The sequence below is a fragment of the Thioalkalivibrio sp. ALE28 genome (genome assembly GCF_000377425.1).
In the GTDB taxonomy this organism is placed as follows: Bacteria; Pseudomonadota; Gammaproteobacteria; order Ectothiorhodospirales; family Ectothiorhodospiraceae; genus Thioalkalivibrio.
Genome location: NZ_KB898109.1, coordinates 1 through 14600 on the forward strand (window position 1 = coordinate 1; position 14600 = coordinate 14600).

General features: G+C 61.8%; 16 protein-coding genes and 2 pseudogenes. 10 read left to right on the forward strand and 8 right to left on the reverse strand.

All coding sequences use genetic code 11. The annotated features are described in order from the left end of the window. Nucleotides 1-891: TraI domain-containing protein (locus tag D105_RS14290; RefSeq protein WP_038032982.1), on the reverse strand; the 891-nt coding region annotated here is incomplete at its 3' end. A gap of 166 nt (nt 892-1057) precedes the next feature. Here D105_RS14290 and D105_RS0113000 point away from each other — a divergent pair. From D105_RS0113000 to D105_RS14930, 4 genes are all read left to right on the forward strand, one after another. Further along, nucleotides 1058-1708, forward strand: a complete 651-nt coding sequence (locus tag D105_RS0113000; protein ID WP_018878676.1) for an SOS response-associated peptidase — start codon at nt 1058-1060, stop codon at nt 1706-1708. A 189-nt stretch (nt 1709-1897) separates the two neighbouring features. Further along, nucleotides 1898-2107: a CopG family ribbon-helix-helix protein gene (locus D105_RS14295; protein WP_018878677.1), complete on the forward strand. Its 210-nt coding sequence runs from the start codon at nt 1898-1900 to the stop codon at nt 2105-2107. Nucleotides 2108-2375: 268 nt separating this feature from the next. Next, nucleotides 2376-3209, forward strand: coding sequence for a BglII/BstYI family type II restriction endonuclease (locus D105_RS14925; RefSeq protein WP_081619321.1), 834 nt, complete (start codon nt 2376-2378; stop codon nt 3207-3209). Next, nucleotides 3196-3888 (forward strand): MT-A70 family methyltransferase, encoded by a 693-nt coding sequence (locus D105_RS14930; protein WP_081619322.1) that lies wholly within the window; start codon nt 3196-3198, stop codon nt 3886-3888. Before D105_RS14925 ends, D105_RS14930 begins: the two co-directional genes overlap by 14 nt. Before the next feature lie 206 nt (nt 3889-4094). Here the strand turns inward: D105_RS14930 and D105_RS15400 are convergent. Further along, nucleotides 4095-4434, reverse strand: a pseudogene (locus D105_RS15400) (transposase); the annotation flags it as partial. A gap of 59 nt (nt 4435-4493) precedes the next feature. Between D105_RS15400 and D105_RS0113020 the strand changes: the two are divergent. From D105_RS0113020 to D105_RS0113035, 4 genes and pseudogenes are all read left to right on the forward strand, one after another. Then, the gene (locus D105_RS0113020; protein ID WP_018878680.1) at nt 4494-5444 is read left to right on the forward strand and encodes a GIY-YIG nuclease family protein; all 951 of its coding nucleotides are present in this window, start codon (nt 4494-4496) and stop codon (nt 5442-5444) included. Between the two features lie 14 nt (nt 5445-5458). Beyond that, nucleotides 5459-5890, forward strand: a pseudogene (locus tag D105_RS14940) (type I restriction endonuclease subunit R); the annotation flags it as partial. Between the two features lie 601 nt (nt 5891-6491). Continuing rightward, nucleotides 6492-6893, forward strand: a complete 402-nt coding sequence (locus D105_RS0113030; protein ID WP_018878682.1) for a DUF3010 family protein — start codon at nt 6492-6494, stop codon at nt 6891-6893. A 5-nt stretch (nt 6894-6898) separates the two neighbouring features. Continuing rightward, the gene (locus D105_RS0113035; RefSeq protein WP_026280496.1) at nt 6899-7963 is read left to right on the forward strand and encodes a protein kinase; all 1065 of its coding nucleotides are present in this window, start codon (nt 6899-6901) and stop codon (nt 7961-7963) included. Here D105_RS0113035 and D105_RS14945 read toward each other — a convergent pair. Then, nucleotides 7870-8433 (reverse strand): WGR domain-containing protein, encoded by a 564-nt coding sequence (locus D105_RS14945; RefSeq protein WP_369772647.1) that lies wholly within the window; start codon nt 8431-8433, stop codon nt 7870-7872. The two genes, D105_RS0113035 and D105_RS14945, sit on opposite strands and share 94 nt — an antisense overlap. After that, the gene (locus tag D105_RS0113040; RefSeq protein ID WP_026280497.1) at nt 8420-9001 is read right to left on the reverse strand and encodes a recombinase family protein; all 582 of its coding nucleotides are present in this window, start codon (nt 8999-9001) and stop codon (nt 8420-8422) included. The genes D105_RS14945 and D105_RS0113040 overlap by 14 nt, the downstream gene beginning before the upstream one ends. A 231-nt stretch (nt 9002-9232) precedes the next feature. On the opposite strand from D105_RS0113040, the gene D105_RS0113045 reads away from it, so the two are divergent. Continuing rightward, nucleotides 9233-9505 (forward strand): CopG family ribbon-helix-helix protein, encoded by a 273-nt coding sequence (locus D105_RS0113045; RefSeq protein ID WP_018878684.1) that lies wholly within the window; start codon nt 9233-9235, stop codon nt 9503-9505. Between the two features lie 26 nt (nt 9506-9531). Then, a complete protein-coding gene (locus tag D105_RS0113050) occupies nt 9532-9786 on the forward strand; it encodes a type II toxin-antitoxin system RelE/ParE family toxin (RefSeq protein ID WP_018878685.1) in 255 nt (84 codons plus the stop codon). Nucleotides 9787-10354: 568 nt separating this feature from the next. Here the strand turns inward: D105_RS0113050 and D105_RS0113055 are convergent. From D105_RS0113055 to D105_RS0113070, 4 genes are all read right to left on the reverse strand, one after another. After that, nucleotides 10355-11881 carry a conjugal transfer protein TraG N-terminal domain-containing protein gene (locus tag D105_RS0113055; RefSeq protein ID WP_018878686.1) on the reverse strand — a complete coding sequence of 509 codons (1527 nt, stop codon included), beginning with the start codon at nt 11879-11881 and terminating at the stop codon, nt 10355-10357. Then, nucleotides 11878-12216, reverse strand: a complete 339-nt coding sequence (locus D105_RS0113060) for a hypothetical protein (RefSeq protein WP_018878687.1) — start codon at nt 12214-12216, stop codon at nt 11878-11880. Before D105_RS0113060 ends, D105_RS0113055 begins: the two co-directional genes overlap by 4 nt. Next, the gene (locus tag D105_RS0113065) at nt 12213-13481 is read right to left on the reverse strand and encodes an integrating conjugative element protein (protein WP_026280498.1); all 1269 of its coding nucleotides are present in this window, start codon (nt 13479-13481) and stop codon (nt 12213-12215) included. The genes D105_RS0113060 and D105_RS0113065 overlap by 4 nt, the downstream gene beginning before the upstream one ends. 85 nt (nt 13482-13566) lie before the next feature. Continuing rightward, nucleotides 13567-14589 (reverse strand): TIGR03756 family integrating conjugative element protein, encoded by a 1023-nt coding sequence (locus D105_RS0113070; protein ID WP_026280499.1) that lies wholly within the window; start codon nt 14587-14589, stop codon nt 13567-13569. Between the last annotated feature and the right edge of the window lie 11 nt (nt 14590-14600).

Here is a 14600-nt window from a genome sequence, read left to right on the forward strand (position 1 = left end):
CTCGTGCGACCAGCCGTCACCGGCAACCCGAGCCCTCCAGATGGCCCGATCCCCATTGGCGACCAACAGTCCGTGCTCCTGCAGCGTGTCGAAGATCCGGTCGTTGTTTGAAGGAATGCCGGAATGCCCCTCCTCGCGGAGCTGTGCCCGCAGCGCGTCGGCTGCGCGCTTCGACACGAGCCACAGATCCGACTCCGTGCGCCAGCCTGCCGCCCCATTGCGGTTCAGCGGCAGATCTTCGCTGCTCAATAGGTGCCGAAGCGATGTCATCAACTTCTCGTGAAGCGGCTTTGTCGGCGTGGGCAGTCGGTCCGATGATTCGCCGCCCAAGTTCCGCGCCACCGACTCACGGTCGGCCTGCAGGAGGATCTGTCCCAGCGCCCCCGCATCCTCCATCTGCCCGTGCCAGGGTTCCCAGCGCCCCAGGCGGTTGCCCAAGGTGTCGTACAGGACGATCTCCTGGTCGACCACGGGCTTGCCCACGTCGCGCAGCACGGCGGCGGAGAAGACGCCGTAGGACCACGCGTCCGCCTCGTGTGACAGCCGCTCGGGTTCCGCCCTGGGTGGCAGGACGTACCCCCGGCGGATCTGCAGCGCCTTGAGCACGACTTCGAGGCCGTGGTCCAGCATGCCCCCTCGGCCGGAGTGGTGGTGTACCTCGGACGCCGGCGCTGCCTGGACGAACGCGGCGTACCGCTCTATCGCAGACACCACGTACTCGCTGGAGCAGCCCGCTGGCAAGGCCAGCAGGTTGGCGATTTGGCGAAGCAGCGCCTGACGATGTGGTACCTGCAGCAGTTGCTCGGCTGTCTGGACTGGAAGGAGGCCTTCGCGGGGCGTGCCCGTTGGCGGTTGTGAGGCGGGCTCTCGACGGCGAAATAGGCGCAGCATAGGCAATTCTTGTGGGGGACCAAGCGCATGGTGCTCGGGATCGAAACCGAATTCCGAGGGGATCCCTGAATGGCCGCACCCTGTTTTTCACATATGGATCCGATAACCTCGTCCCTACGAGGCACAACTGGCGGGGTTTCCGAGGGATGGTTCTATGTGTGGCCGAATGACGCGCTACAGTGCGACCAGCGCGCTGGCTATACGGTACTTCCAGGTGCCGGTTGACGCGGGGTTCGACGCACCGCGGTACAACGTTGCGCCCGGTACTGACCTCGAAGCGTTTAAGGCCGGCGAGGATACGCCTGCCGCCTTCCAGCCGATGCTCTGGGGCTTTCGGCCGAAGCGAGTTGAGGGTGGCCCGCGCCCCATCAATGCCCGGGCCGAGAAGGTCGCCACCAGTCCCTACTTTCGGTCCGCGTTCGCCCACCGGCGGTGCATCGTGCTGGCCGATGGCTGGTACGAATGGCGAAAGACCGAGCAGGGCAAGCAGCCGTACTACATCACGCTCGCCGAGAATGCGCCGCAGGACATCCTGATGATGGCGGGTATCTGGGAGCCCACGACCGACGATGGGGCCTGCTGCGCGATCATCACCGAACCCGCTTCGGATCGTCTTGCGCATATCCATGACCGCAAGCCGTTGGTGCTGGACGTGGAGTGCCGGTGGGACTGGCTCGATCCCGAGCTGAGCGATACGGCGGACATCCGCACCAGGACCGTCCGCCTAGATCCGGCCGCGCTCAGGTATCACCCGGTATCGGCGCGGGTCAATCGGCCAGCCGCGGACGACCGCACCCTCATCGAAGCAATCGGTTGAACCGTCGACCTAGACGTCGTTAGCGCAGTCTGCGGACAGACGCATTGACGTGGTCCCTAGGTGTGATCTCTCAATAGGTTGTCCACGGGGCGATCGCCCCTCTGCCCATCCCCTTGCAAGAGGCACAGGCGCTTGCCTCACTCGCAGTGTTAGTGCATTGTCAGTGCCATGTACCCAAAGGGGTTAGCAATGCACCAAACCAATTTCACCTGTCGCGTGGACGCCGACCTGAAGGACGCCTTTCTCCGGGCGGCAAAAGCCTCGGATCGACCAGCATCTGTTTTGATCCGAGATTTCATGCGGGACTACGTGCAACGAACGATGGCCGTCCAGCAGGCGACGCTTCCCTTCGATGAATGGCCTGCTCGGTCCAAACAGGAAAGCGATCATGGCATCTGAGGCCGAAACCGAGACAATCCAAGAGGTGCGCGATACGCGTCTTGGCTTACACGCTGCGGCCGTGGAGTGGCAGAGGCTAAGGACGCCATGCTGACGGACGGCCGTCAGGATGGCGTGAAACTCTTCCAAGCCTTGCGGCGGTAGCCGGTTCGGCACGAAGTCACGGTCCAGACTTGAATTAGTGGCGGGGTTCCCGGTTGGGGCCAGGAACCCCGCTTTACCATCACCAGCCTGTTCAGGAGGCAGACAATGGCGGCGACTACTCTACATGGGACAACAGCAAGATCCAGCGCAACAGGCTCTAGACACCAGCGTGCTGAGCAACGCCGAGGCCACTGCCGATGATGTCGCCCTTTGTCCGGGCGTCACTGCAGATGAACTCGGAGACATTGAGCCCTACATTAGCGAAGAGGTTCTGCAGCTGTACGACGTCTATAGCTACCGTCATGCAGCAGCCCTCCTCGCAACCTCGTTTCCCGACGAACTCAGAGAGATTGAAAGCGCCCTTTTAGGTTTCCGTATCACTAAACAGGATATTGGTATGCCGGGCGGCAACGAGTCCGAAATTCCCAAAAAAATCTCGACAACCTTGCGCCCCGCCGGGTGGGTCGAAGCACGAATCCGTGGTGACCTCGTGGTGAGGATGCAGGAGCATAGTGAAACTTTTTTGGATGATGGAACGGTGCAAAAAAACAAGCTGCTAGAATCGGAGCCGCGACAAATCGAAAACTTTATCGATGGGCATAAGATTGATTACGTCAAAGGCCGGGTTGCATTCGACTTAGAGTGGAACAGCAAAGACCAGACCTTTGATCGCGACCTTTACGCGATGCGCGCCTTTCATGAGTGCGGCCTCGTGAGCGCTGGAATTATGCTTACACGAAGCGAGAAATTGGACCCTGTATTTCGAAAGGTTCCACAGCTGGACAAATTTGGTAATACCGTCAAACCAAGCGTGAAGTCAAAATACGGTGCGAGTACAACCTGGATGGGCAAGCTTCTCTACAGGCTCAACGCAGGGAGACACGGTGGGTGCCCTGTATTGGTATTTGGCATAACGCCAAAACTAATCCAAGATTGGAATAATGATGAGCAAGATTGATATCAGCGACGTAGTAGACCCTAAAGCCGAACTCCTGCAGGCGCATGGAGGGCAACGCTTTAGCACTATACTTGCTGACCCGCCTTGGGAGTTCCAAAATCGTACCGGCAAAGTTGCGCCGGGCCATAAGCGGTTGAATCGCTATGGAACCATGCGCTTAAGTGACATTATGGATTTGCCTGTCTCCGCGATTGCGAATGAGCCTGCGCACCTGTATCTATGGGTTCCTAATGCCTTGCTCCCTGAAGGATTGCAAGTAATGTCCGCTTGGGGCTTTAACTATAAGAGCAACATCGTCTGGCATAAGGTCCGGAAGGACGGCGGCTCAGATGGGAGGGGTGTCGGATTCTATTTCCGAAATGTTACTGAACTTGTACTGTTCGGGGTCAGAGGAAAGAACGCACGAACCCTCCAGCCGGGTCGAAGACAGGTGAATTACCTCGCGACACGAAAGCGCGAACACTCCCGCAAACCTGATGAATTCTATGACATCGTAGAGTCATGCAGCCCAGGTCCATATATCGAACTTTTTGCCCGTGGCCCTCGGGACGGCTGGTCCGTATGGGGAGATCAGTCGGCTGAGTATTTCCCCTCTTGGAGCACGTATCCGAATCATTCCCAATCGGCCCGCAAACCGGGAAACCTTGAAATCAGTGCTGCGGTGCCACTTGATGAATGAGCGGATTATCTGTGGAATGTGTGGTACTTGGAGGTATAAATCGGGGAGGCATCAACCTAGGGAGACGCTGATTAACGCCCCCGCATCCGGCTCCGTGCCCCGCCAAAGCGTTTTTGGAAGGGTACTGGGGCCATTACGGCCGGCCTGGGCCCCTGTAACCGCCGTTCTTGGCGGTTACAGGGGCGATTTCCGGTCCTGCGGACACACTACCCCTGCGGCAGCAGCCCCCATCTTCGCGCACGGTACAGGTTCGCCAGGGCGAACAGGCTGTGCAGCTGCGCGGTGTTCTTCTTGAGGCCCCGGTAGCGCGCTTTGCGTTACCCGAACAGGTTTCTTCGCCAAATGATGGAAAGGATGCTCCACGATCGAACGCAACTGGGCCTTGTACCGATCGGCCGCGGGGACCTGATTGCGCCGCGCCTTCTCCCCGTTCTTCGTGGAACGCGGGGCCGAGATCAGGGTGGCGTGTACCATCGTGTCTGCGCGCAGTATCAGACCCCGCTGCTGCAGGTGCGCGTTGATCCGGTCGAAGACCACTTGGAGGAGCAGGATCTGTCGATGGTGGCCGAAGACAAGGCCCGCTATTCAGCGCAAGGCGGTGCGTCATGACCCAGGGTCGCAGCATCCGCCTGTTCCTGGTGGATGGCACGCCGCACGGGCTGCTGACGGCGGAGATCATGAACTGGACCGGGCATGTGCTCACCGGGCCGCGCGGCAAGCTGAGCGAGCTGGTGCAGCGCCCGGAGTGCGGCCGTACGGGCGTGTACTTTCTGGTGGGGCCGGATGCGGAGAACAGCGCCCGTCCGCAGGTGTACATCGGCGAGTCGGATGATGTCGGCAAGCGGCTCAAGCAGCACAACCGCACCGAGGAGCAGGGCGGCAAGGACTTCTGGGAGAAGGTCTGCCTGATCACCAGCAAGGACCAGAATCTGACCAAGGCCCACGTGAAGGTCTTGGAGAGCCTGCTGATCCAGCAGGCCCAGCGCGTGGGCCGTTGCACCCTTGTCAACGGCACCCGCCACGACTACATCGGCCTGCCCGAGGCCGACCAGGCCGACATGGCCTTCTTCCTGGAACAGATCCGCACCGTCTTGCCGGTTTTGGGGTTCGAGTTTCTGCGTGACTCCAGCCGGCCACCGTCAAAGGACGTTGTGGCCGGTGCTCTTGTCGCTTCCCCTGACGAAGACACGTCGCCCCGTTTCCGGTTGATGCTGCCCAAGCATGGGATCACCGCCTTTGGGCAGGAGGTGGAGGGCGAGTTCTTCGTACTGGAGGGGTCCCAGGCCCGGGCCGAGTGGGTGGGACCAGCCCACGGATACCAGCGCCTGCATCAGCAACTCTGCGAAGAGGGTGTGGTGGTCGAAGGCGGGGACGGCATCCTGCAGTTTGCCCGCGACTACGCATTCTCCAGCCCCAGTGCGGCTGCTGCTATGGTGAGTGGGAGGACGGCTAACGGCCGCGTTGAATGGAGGCGCGAGGAGACCGGCCAATCCTACGGCGAATGGCAGGAGCAGTTGGTCGCGGAAGCCGCGGATACAAGCCCCGAAGAGCCCTGAGCCAAAGGAACGGAATGGCGGACAGCAAGGAAGCACAGTTCCAGCAGGAGATCATCGACGCGATGACCGCCGATGGCTGGCTGACCGGTCCGGCCGGCGGCTATGACGCCGCGAACAACCCGCAGGACCCGCAACGGGCTCTGGTGCGCGCGGTGACGCGCGAGCTGGAGCGCGGCGGCACGCTGGATGTCCTACGCCACGGGGTGAAGGCGCCCGGCGTGAAGCTGGGTCTGTGCAGCTTTAAGCCCGACCACGGCATGAACCCCGACGCCCTGGCCCGCTATCGCGCCAATCGCCTGCGCGTGGTGCCGAAGGTCTCGTCCTCGCCGCATGCGTGTAGCGGGGAGTACAACCCGCGGCTGAATCTGGTGCTGTTCGTCAACGGCATCCCCACCGCCACGCTGGAGCTGTTTCGCAAGAACCTCCAAAGCTTTGTACGCAGCTACGAGTTCCTCTCCCAGATCGTCGCCTTCGAAGACCGCGAACTGGAACACCTATGCGTGTATGCCCGTGCCCTGCACCCGCTGCTGCGCACCGAAAATCTGGAAGAAGACACGATCGACGTCTCCGAATTGGAGCTGACCCACTACCGCCTGAACAAGCACGTCGAACACCAACTGAACCTCGGCGAAGAGGGTGAGGACTACGACGGCCTGAAGCCCGTCTCCGACGTGGGCTCCGACAAGCCCGACGGCCCCGAACGCCAACGCGACTTCGCTTTGCTGATCCTGCGCCTGCTGACCGGTGGGACAGGCGACCAACGCACCGTCCCAACGAGGCCCGCTCAATGAACGAGCGCCTCAGGGCATTGGCGCTCGTTTCGGCAGCCCGGGGGCCGAACGGCGACACGCCGCGATCCAGCCATTCGGTTCGCCAAGCGGGCTTCCATCCGCGCGTTGGCAACCGAACGGTATGGAGCGCCTTGCTTGCGGGATATCACGGCCATGTCGGTGTTATCCAGAATCTGTATAGCGCCAATATCCCAGATTCTGTCTAATACACTGTTCGGCCTCGGAGCTGAAACGAATCAAAAATTAGGAGAGGCCTGTGAAGGTTCTCGGAGTCGAGTTCTCGTCATTTAACATGAATTATGTGGTCATCCGTTCGAACGGTGACAGCTACGAAGTCATAACGTCGAGCCGGATGACGCTAGGCGAAACCCGCGATCGCAACGCACTAGTGGCTTTCCAGGATGCAGTTAAGACGCTCCTCAATGAGGTCGGCCCGGATCTGTTGGCCATAAAAGGAAAGCCGGAGGCTGGGCGAATGCAGGCAGGCGCTGCATCACTCAAGATGGAGGCGATTTTGCTCGCGAATGCGCCTTGTGACGCCGACTTCGTGTCTGGACAGCGGATTAACAAGACGGATGACGAGGACCCGTCGCTGTACGCCTACCTTCAGCCAGCGCTAAAGGCAGCGGTCTCGGCTCTCCGGATGGGGGTCGGCTAGAAGCTATGTGCGACTATCCTGACGAGATCAAGGACGGCCTTGCTGCTCTAAGCGCTGACTACCGGGACTTCCAAGAGAATAATCGCGGCGCAAACGGCTACCTGTTCTTCGCAGAGAACAACATATCTGGTCAATCCGTCGCTCTAAAATTCTATTGCGGCGAACCGGGGGAGCGACAGCACGACGAGCCGAGACAGTTGGCTGCTATACATTCCCCCAACGTACTGCCGATCCTAGATGCACGCATGGTGTCGGACGAGTGGGGGTATTTCGTCACACCGCGTTGCCACGATGGGGACTTGGATGATCTTATTGAGACACGGCCAAGTGTCGACTGCGCGATTGACGCCGCTATCGGCATCTGCCGTGGTGTAAGCGCGATCCATGCGGAACGGATGGTGCACCGAGACCTGAAGCCGGGGAATATCGTCTTCGACAGAGGTTCGCCCCGAATTGCCGACTTCGGCAGCGTCCGCGCCCTAAACGAGGGGCAAGAGACGACACAGGCGTCTCGGCATAGCGTCCTGTACCGCCCGCCGGAGTCGTTCGGCGCTGGCGTTTATGGAAGGTGCGGCGACGTATATCAGATCGGATTGATAACGTATCAGTTACTCGGGGGCACGCTGTCGTATAACCCGGAAGCCTACCTCACTAAGCGCGAGCGGAAGGAATATCAGGAAATTGGGGACCAAGTAGAGCGTTCACTGTACATCGACGGTGTCATTGGGCGGCGAGCATGTGCGGGGAATTTGCTAGATCTTTCGACCTTACCACCGTGGGTCTCCGGTGCCGCCAGACGGTGCTTGAACGAACTAACTGCGCCAGATCCTAGCAAACGCACCTCTACCGTCTCAGAGGCAGTAGCGAAGCTCACGCAGGTAAGGACCTCAATGCAGGACTGGTGGTGGGATGCTGGAAGTGCCTGCGTAGCATCCGGGCAGTACCGAATAGAAGTTCGGCCCGTCGGCGACGGGAGCTATGAAGCATTCCAGGTCAAGAATGGAGCAAGCCGGCGCCTGCGGGGAACGCGGAAGGGAAGTCTCCGGCAGGTCGTGCAGCAGGTCGCTTGATCGCCTGCCGAACAAGGCGCTCCAGCCGACGCGGCGAAGCCGCGCGGCTGAGCTTCAACGTTAGGAAGCCAAAAGAGCAACTTCGATGCGCGACCTGACAGGAGATTGGTTCGGACACTATGTGTGTGGCGCTGTTTGGCTTGACTTGCTGACAGCCCTTTGCGGGTAAGCCCCTTGCCATTCTTCATGCCATTCCCTTCCCGGGCCTTTCCCTTTGCGGCTGCTGCGTTCCCCATCAAGCCGGTGTAGCCGTGCCGGACTTTGGCTGCGGCCCTTTGGCCGAGTATCGCCTCGGCCTGGTCCGCAGTGCTGCACCAGTCTTCGCAAGTGGTTCCGGGGTGCCCGATGCGGCCCCATTCGCGGCACACGGCATACTCGCCGAAAAGCCCTCGCTGGATGAACATCCGGTAGAATCGAAATTGGTTGCGATCAGGGGCGACCTTGAGCAGGCGAATCTCAGTCATCGCCATTGTTACGAAGTGCGGCGCGGCCGCCGGGAAAGTGGCGATAGAGTGTGGCGGGCGAAACACTCAGTTGCTTGGCGAGTTCCCGCACGGGGGCATCGGAATGGGAAAGGACTGTCCACGCAAAGGCGAGCTGGTCTTTTGTAAGCGCCGGGGGGCGGCCGCCGGTACGGCCACGCTGGCGCGCGGCGTCCAGGCCCGCACGGGTCCGCTCCTGCATGATGGAGCGCTCGAACTCGGCCACTGCGCCAAACACATGAAAGACCAGCTTCCCGCCTGGCGTCGTGGTGTCGATGGATTCCGTGAGGGACTGGAACTCGACCCCACGCTCCTCCAGGTCCTCGACAGTGGTGATGAGCTGTCGCATGGATCGTGCAAGCCTGTCCAGTCTCCAGACCACCAGGACGTCGCCCTGCCGCATGTAATCTAGGGCCTCCCGAAGCTGTGGGCGATCACGCTGGGCTCCCGATGCACGGTCCTCGTAGATCCGGTCGCACCCGGCCTCCCGCAGGGCATCGGTCTGGAGCGATGGGTCCTGGTCCCGGGTTGAAACGCGCGCGTACCCGACTTTCATAGGCATGGTCTCTCGAAACTCATCGCTATGCTAGGTTCTGCGACACAGGGTTTCAAGACACAGTTTTGAGACACTTAGGCGCAAGCAATTGGGTGGCGTCGCTGGATTCGGCGCGACCCTCTCGAAAACGATCGTTTTTGCGACGGCCTGTTCAGTGGTCGGCGGGGTGGACTCGGGGGCGAAACCGAGCTACCTTGGTAAAAGGTAATACCACGTAATACGAGGGCCACCATGGCAACGTCCCTGAAAATCGATGACGCATTGAAAGGTCGCCTCCAGGAACTGGCCACCCAACGCCGACGGTCGCCCCACTGGATCATGCTCGAAGCCATCCGCCAGTACGTTGACCGCGAGGAGGCCCGCGAGAGCTTCAGGCAGGAAGCCCTGGCGTCCTGGTCGGCCTACCGGGAAACCGGCCAGCACCTGACCGGGCAGGAAGCCCGCGACTGGTTGAGCACATGGGGCACTGACGATGAAGGGGCCGCGCCCGAGTGCCACGAGTAATCGTCACTGCGGGCGCCGTAGAAGGTTTGGAGCGGTGCAGGCGCTCTCTCGCCACGAAAGCCCCGGATGCCGCCCGGCGCGCGGGTCAGGCGATCGAGCGGCAATTCCTGCTGCTGGAAACGGCCCCCGATATGGGGCGACCGGATCCTGAAGTCCCCGAACTGCGTGAGTTGGTGATTGCCTTCGGCGACTCCGGATTTGTGGCTCTGTACCGACACGAACCGGCCGACGATGCCGTGTATGTCCTCGCCTTCCGGCACCAGAAAGAGGCGGGTTACTGATGCGGAGCCTGAGCTTTAACCGCTTGTGCCGCGCGTCGTGGATTGGTCCCCCGGGCCTTGAATCTCGCGCCGGCGTGCGCTACTGGTGTAGTTAAGGACGAAAACGACTGGATAAACCATGTTGGTACTTACAACGCTCATTCTTGCCCCCTTGGCCTTGTTTCTGGCTGTTGGGCTCGTCACTTCGATTCGCCGGCGAGGCTGGAAGGCCGGCGTGCGACAGTTCGGTGTGGCGGCAGGTGGACTGAGTGCGGGCGTGGCGCAAGCGGTTAGCCGAAACACGACCCGGAATGATGGCGAGAGCGATGCCCTGTTCCCGGGTTTGCGGTCCGAGGACATCCTAGATGTTGTCGCCGCAGGGGCAGTGGGAGTCGAGTCTAATGCTGGCAGTGGCGATGTACCGCCTGAACCCTCTTTGGATGGGAATGACGTGGAGATCGAAGGATTCGATGGCAGGACCTATATCGGCTTCGTCGCGCCGGGACGCGAGGCACCCGACGACTCGTGGACCCAACTCGGATGGAAACATCACAGGTAAAGGCGCCCCATCCTCCAACGCACGCCGAAACTATCGACGCCGGCTACCTTCCATCACTTTTCTCCCGGCAGCGGTCCCGGCTGCACCCCCAGCTTTGTCTATGCCGCCGGTGGTCTGATCTGCAGCGCCCATAGCGCTTTGGACCTTAAAGCCTGCCCATCCCACGAGCACGCTGAACAGCAGCGGTAGACCGATGTGCAGGAACCCGATTGTCATGTGGATGATGCTTGCTTTTGTCCCCCCATCAGAAGACAGCAGAGACCCGAAACTCGACGCCATGTAGCTGCCCGTGGATGGATACAACGCTGCCATAATGTTGTCCTCCAGCCAGCGGCTGATGGTCCAGAGGTAGGTCCAGAACGTGATCGTGAGGATCGAGGCCGTCGCGATGAAAACCGGACCCCAGGAGTACAGCGACAACACGAGCAGAATGGGGAGCAGCATGTAGATCCCCATGAGCAGGAAGCTCTGCACGATGGGCGCGGCCTCGCGGATGGTGAGCATCAGAGGCCCGTGCGAGAACATTTCCTGCTGCCCGAGCCCGAATCCTACTGCGATCTGGGAGAACCATCCGGCCCCCGTGTCGGTATTGGTAAGTTCACTGGAGGCGATTGGGGCGTTGACTGCCGCTTGATCGACCATCCGGCGGATCATTCGGTCTTCGATCTCCTCGTCCGAGGTCCCGAAGAATCCGGATACCCGGTCCCGGATCCCCTCAAAGGTGCTGGTTTCCATTTCATCCAGGATCTGCTGCCGCAACCCGGGTCCTCCATTCCCGCTCCACCAGTCCTCGCAGGACGGGCGGCCGTAAGGCGGCTCCGCGCCCTCGTTGTAATCTGGATCGTCTCGGGCCGGGTTGTAGTCGAAGCCGTGTACGGGGCTTTCGGCCCTATAGCGGTCATAGAATCCTTCGGTTTGCAGGTATACCCGAGAACCGATGAACTCGGGATCGTCCGTGCCGTGCGTAGCCAGCAGTGAATCGACGTCCGGCCGCTCTCGCTGGAATCGAGAGCGGGACCGGATAAAGCACTCATTCGTGAACCGCTGGACGTTCTGCGCTACTTCGGGATCCGAGATCCGCTGTTCATCGATTGTCAGGCGGGTGCGCACCATTTCTTCCGGGCACCCGATACCGGCGATCGCCGCGCCGGTGATCCCCTTCGAGATCGCCATCGTCCCGTACCACCAGACCGGCACCGACGCGTTCGTGAGATCGAAGGCGTCCGAGTAGGTGGTGTCTTCGATGCCGGAAATGCCTGGTGTCTGATTGCAGGTGTTCTCAAACTCCAGCTCACTGAGCGTGAGGGGCCAGATCGGCTGTGCAGCCAGCACGACGACCGAGAGCGCCTTGACGATCTCGACCTCCATCATGTGGACGGACTTCCGGCTCCCGGCCTTGGCCTCCTGTCCGGTGTAGTTGTCCACGAAGGCTCGGATCACGATGATCAGAAAGGGGATGAACGCGATCCCCGAAAACACGAGGATGTCCCACAGGTTCTGAAACTGCATCCACCCGAAAATGGTGGTGAATGCTTCGAGGGGATGCCCAACGGTCATACCACTAACTCCACGGCGCGGCCCAGCAGGTTCTGCCCCAGCAGGATTTCCAGGATCACGAGCCAGGCCGCGACTCTCCAGCGTGCGTCCACCAGACGTTGTTGCGACTCCGGCGGCAGGTGCCCGCCGAGCCAGGTCACCCAATACCGCCAACCCAGCACGACCGCCGCGATCAGCAGCCAGCGCCAACCGGCCAGCAGCCACTCAGTGCGATCGAGGCGGGCCCGCACCGCCTCCGCCCCTTCGATCATGTTCCACGCGAGCCCCGCCACGATGACGATCGCAAAGGCGGCCGCGACCCCAATCAGGAGGTGGCGCGGGATTCGCGAAATCATGGCTGTGGCACCACGCCGCCACGGATTGGGGCGGTCTCGATCGGTTGCGGGGATGGGGTGCCGCTGGAGGCGCGGGCGCGGCGTTGTGCTTCACGCAGGATCGACCCGGCCGTATTCGACACCACGGCCTGACGCGCCTCGATCTCCATCATCAGCGTGTCGATCTCGGAGGTGATCTCCTCGACGCCGTCGCGGATGTCTTCGCGGGCGACACCGGCCGCGTCGATCTCCGGTGCCTTCCGCCCGCTCAGCAGCATGCGGCGGGTCAGGAGGGCCTGCTCCATCGTGCGCGCGGTCGCGACTTCCTGTGCCAGCCGTCCCGTCGCCACCATCCGGTCGGATTCCGGGAGTTCACGCAGCGCCTCGATCAGGCCGCGCGACACCCCCACGCCGGGGGCCGAGACGTCGCGCAGATTGCTCCGCGTCGGATTGGTCGCGCCCGAAACGAGCTGCATCAGATCCTCGCGGACCTGCTGGTTGGTTTCTTCGAGGATGGGTAACAGTCCCACACCGGGGGTGGTCTCGCTCGAACATCCCTGGCAGGTGCGGATGTGTTTGTCCCCGAGCACCCGGGTTGCCCACTCCTGCGCCTCCTGCGGGGTGTTCCAGGTCCGTGCGAGAAGGGGCGGGTCACCGGATCCGACATAGGGTGTTCCGGCGTTCGGAGGCCGGTCCAGGGTGATGTTGTAGCCCGCTTTGACGGTATCGCTGATCACGTCAATCGGCTCCTGTCCCTGTCCGCCCCGGCGGCCCCCGATCCATTCGGCCCCATCGTTCCCGGCGTTCTGATCAATCTCCTCCTGGACCTGCACGATGTCGCCCCCGGAGCCCATGGCCGCGCGCCAGTCATCGCCCTTCGAGAGCGTGACCCACTCCTGATAGGGGTTGCGGCCGTCGGCGATGGCGGCTTCCATTTCCTCGCAGCTCTGTGTCGCGAGCGACAGCTCTTCCTCGGCGCGCAGCAGGTTGTTCTGGAACAGGTCGTACAGCCCGGGATTGGACCTCTGGAGGACCATGGCCGGCAGGGAGGCGATCGCGTTCGTCGCGGCCTGGACCATCTGATCGACCATGTCTTCCATGCCCTGAGCGACTTCGTTCAGGGTGTTCTCGATGCTTAGAAGGGGATCGAAGCTGCCACAGCTATACCCCGCACTGGCCTCCGCTCCGAAGGCCAGCCGGGTCGTAGTGACCGTGGGGTTTGGGGCATTGGAAATGGGTTCTGCGCCGCCCACCTCGTAGTACCAGATCCCGTCTTCGGATGGCACGAGGGCCTGGGCCGTACCCGGCCCCGCCAGTGCGACGCAGGTTGCCGCAGCGATCAGGCTTTTTCGGATCGGCATGGGTCGTCTCCTAGAACGTGACGGAGCCGAGGTACACCTGGCCCCCGATTTCGCAGCAGTTGTACGGTCGCCAGAGCGTCCAGACGTAGTTGCCCTTGAGGTTGGTCTTGTCACTGGACCAGCCGTCCTTGTCCTCGGTGTCATCTTCCCCGAACACCTCGCAGGCGTTGGTGTCCGTGGGCATGTGCATCTGGAACGTGCCGGTCTCTTCGTCCCGCTCCACCAGTTCGGGGGGGAGCCACACGCGGTAACCGTCCTCATGCACCACGTCGTCGCCCGGGAGCTGTTCATAGACGTGCCCCGACTGGTCTTCCCGGGTGGTGATGTCGCCCGCCCGCTGCGCGACGATCGCGGCGGCCTTGGCATCCTCCGGCTGGGAGACGTAACCCGAGCGGGGATACACCGCGCCCCAGGTGTAGTCGTCCCACTCTCCGATCTCCCGTTCACCCTCCCGGAGGGACTCGATGTAGAACATTTCGGGCACCGCGTAGCGCCAGGCGAGTACGCTGGTCGCGGACTGGTAGTAGGGGTGGAAGGCTTCGGCCGTGGCCGCGCCCGGACAAATGTACGGGACGTCGATGTACTCCAGGATCTCCATGAAGGGGTGCCCGACTACATCCGCTTCCTTGAATCGAAGCTGACGGGCATCGCGGGAATGGCGCCCCTCCAGCGTGTTCCCGCCTCCCACGAAGGCATCGAACGACAGGATCGATTCGGCGGCGGATTCCTGTGCGGACCCCAGCGCTCCCCGGATCTCGGCCCACGGGTTTTCGCCGGTGTTCTGGTAGGCCGAAATGACGGCGTCCGGGACGTAGTGCCGGATCCGCTCGGTGGTGACCACGCTGCACCCGGTAATGGTGCAGCGTAGCCACAGACAGACCCCGATGATCTCCCAATTCAGGCAGGACGAGAGGGCGCTGCTCGTCTGTGAAGTGATCTCGGAGGTACTAATGGTGTCCGGGTCCTCGGCCTTCGCGGGGCTCCCCACCAGCAGGCAGAGCGCGGCCACCATCCCGGCGCCGGTGCTGCGCATGGACCCCCGGA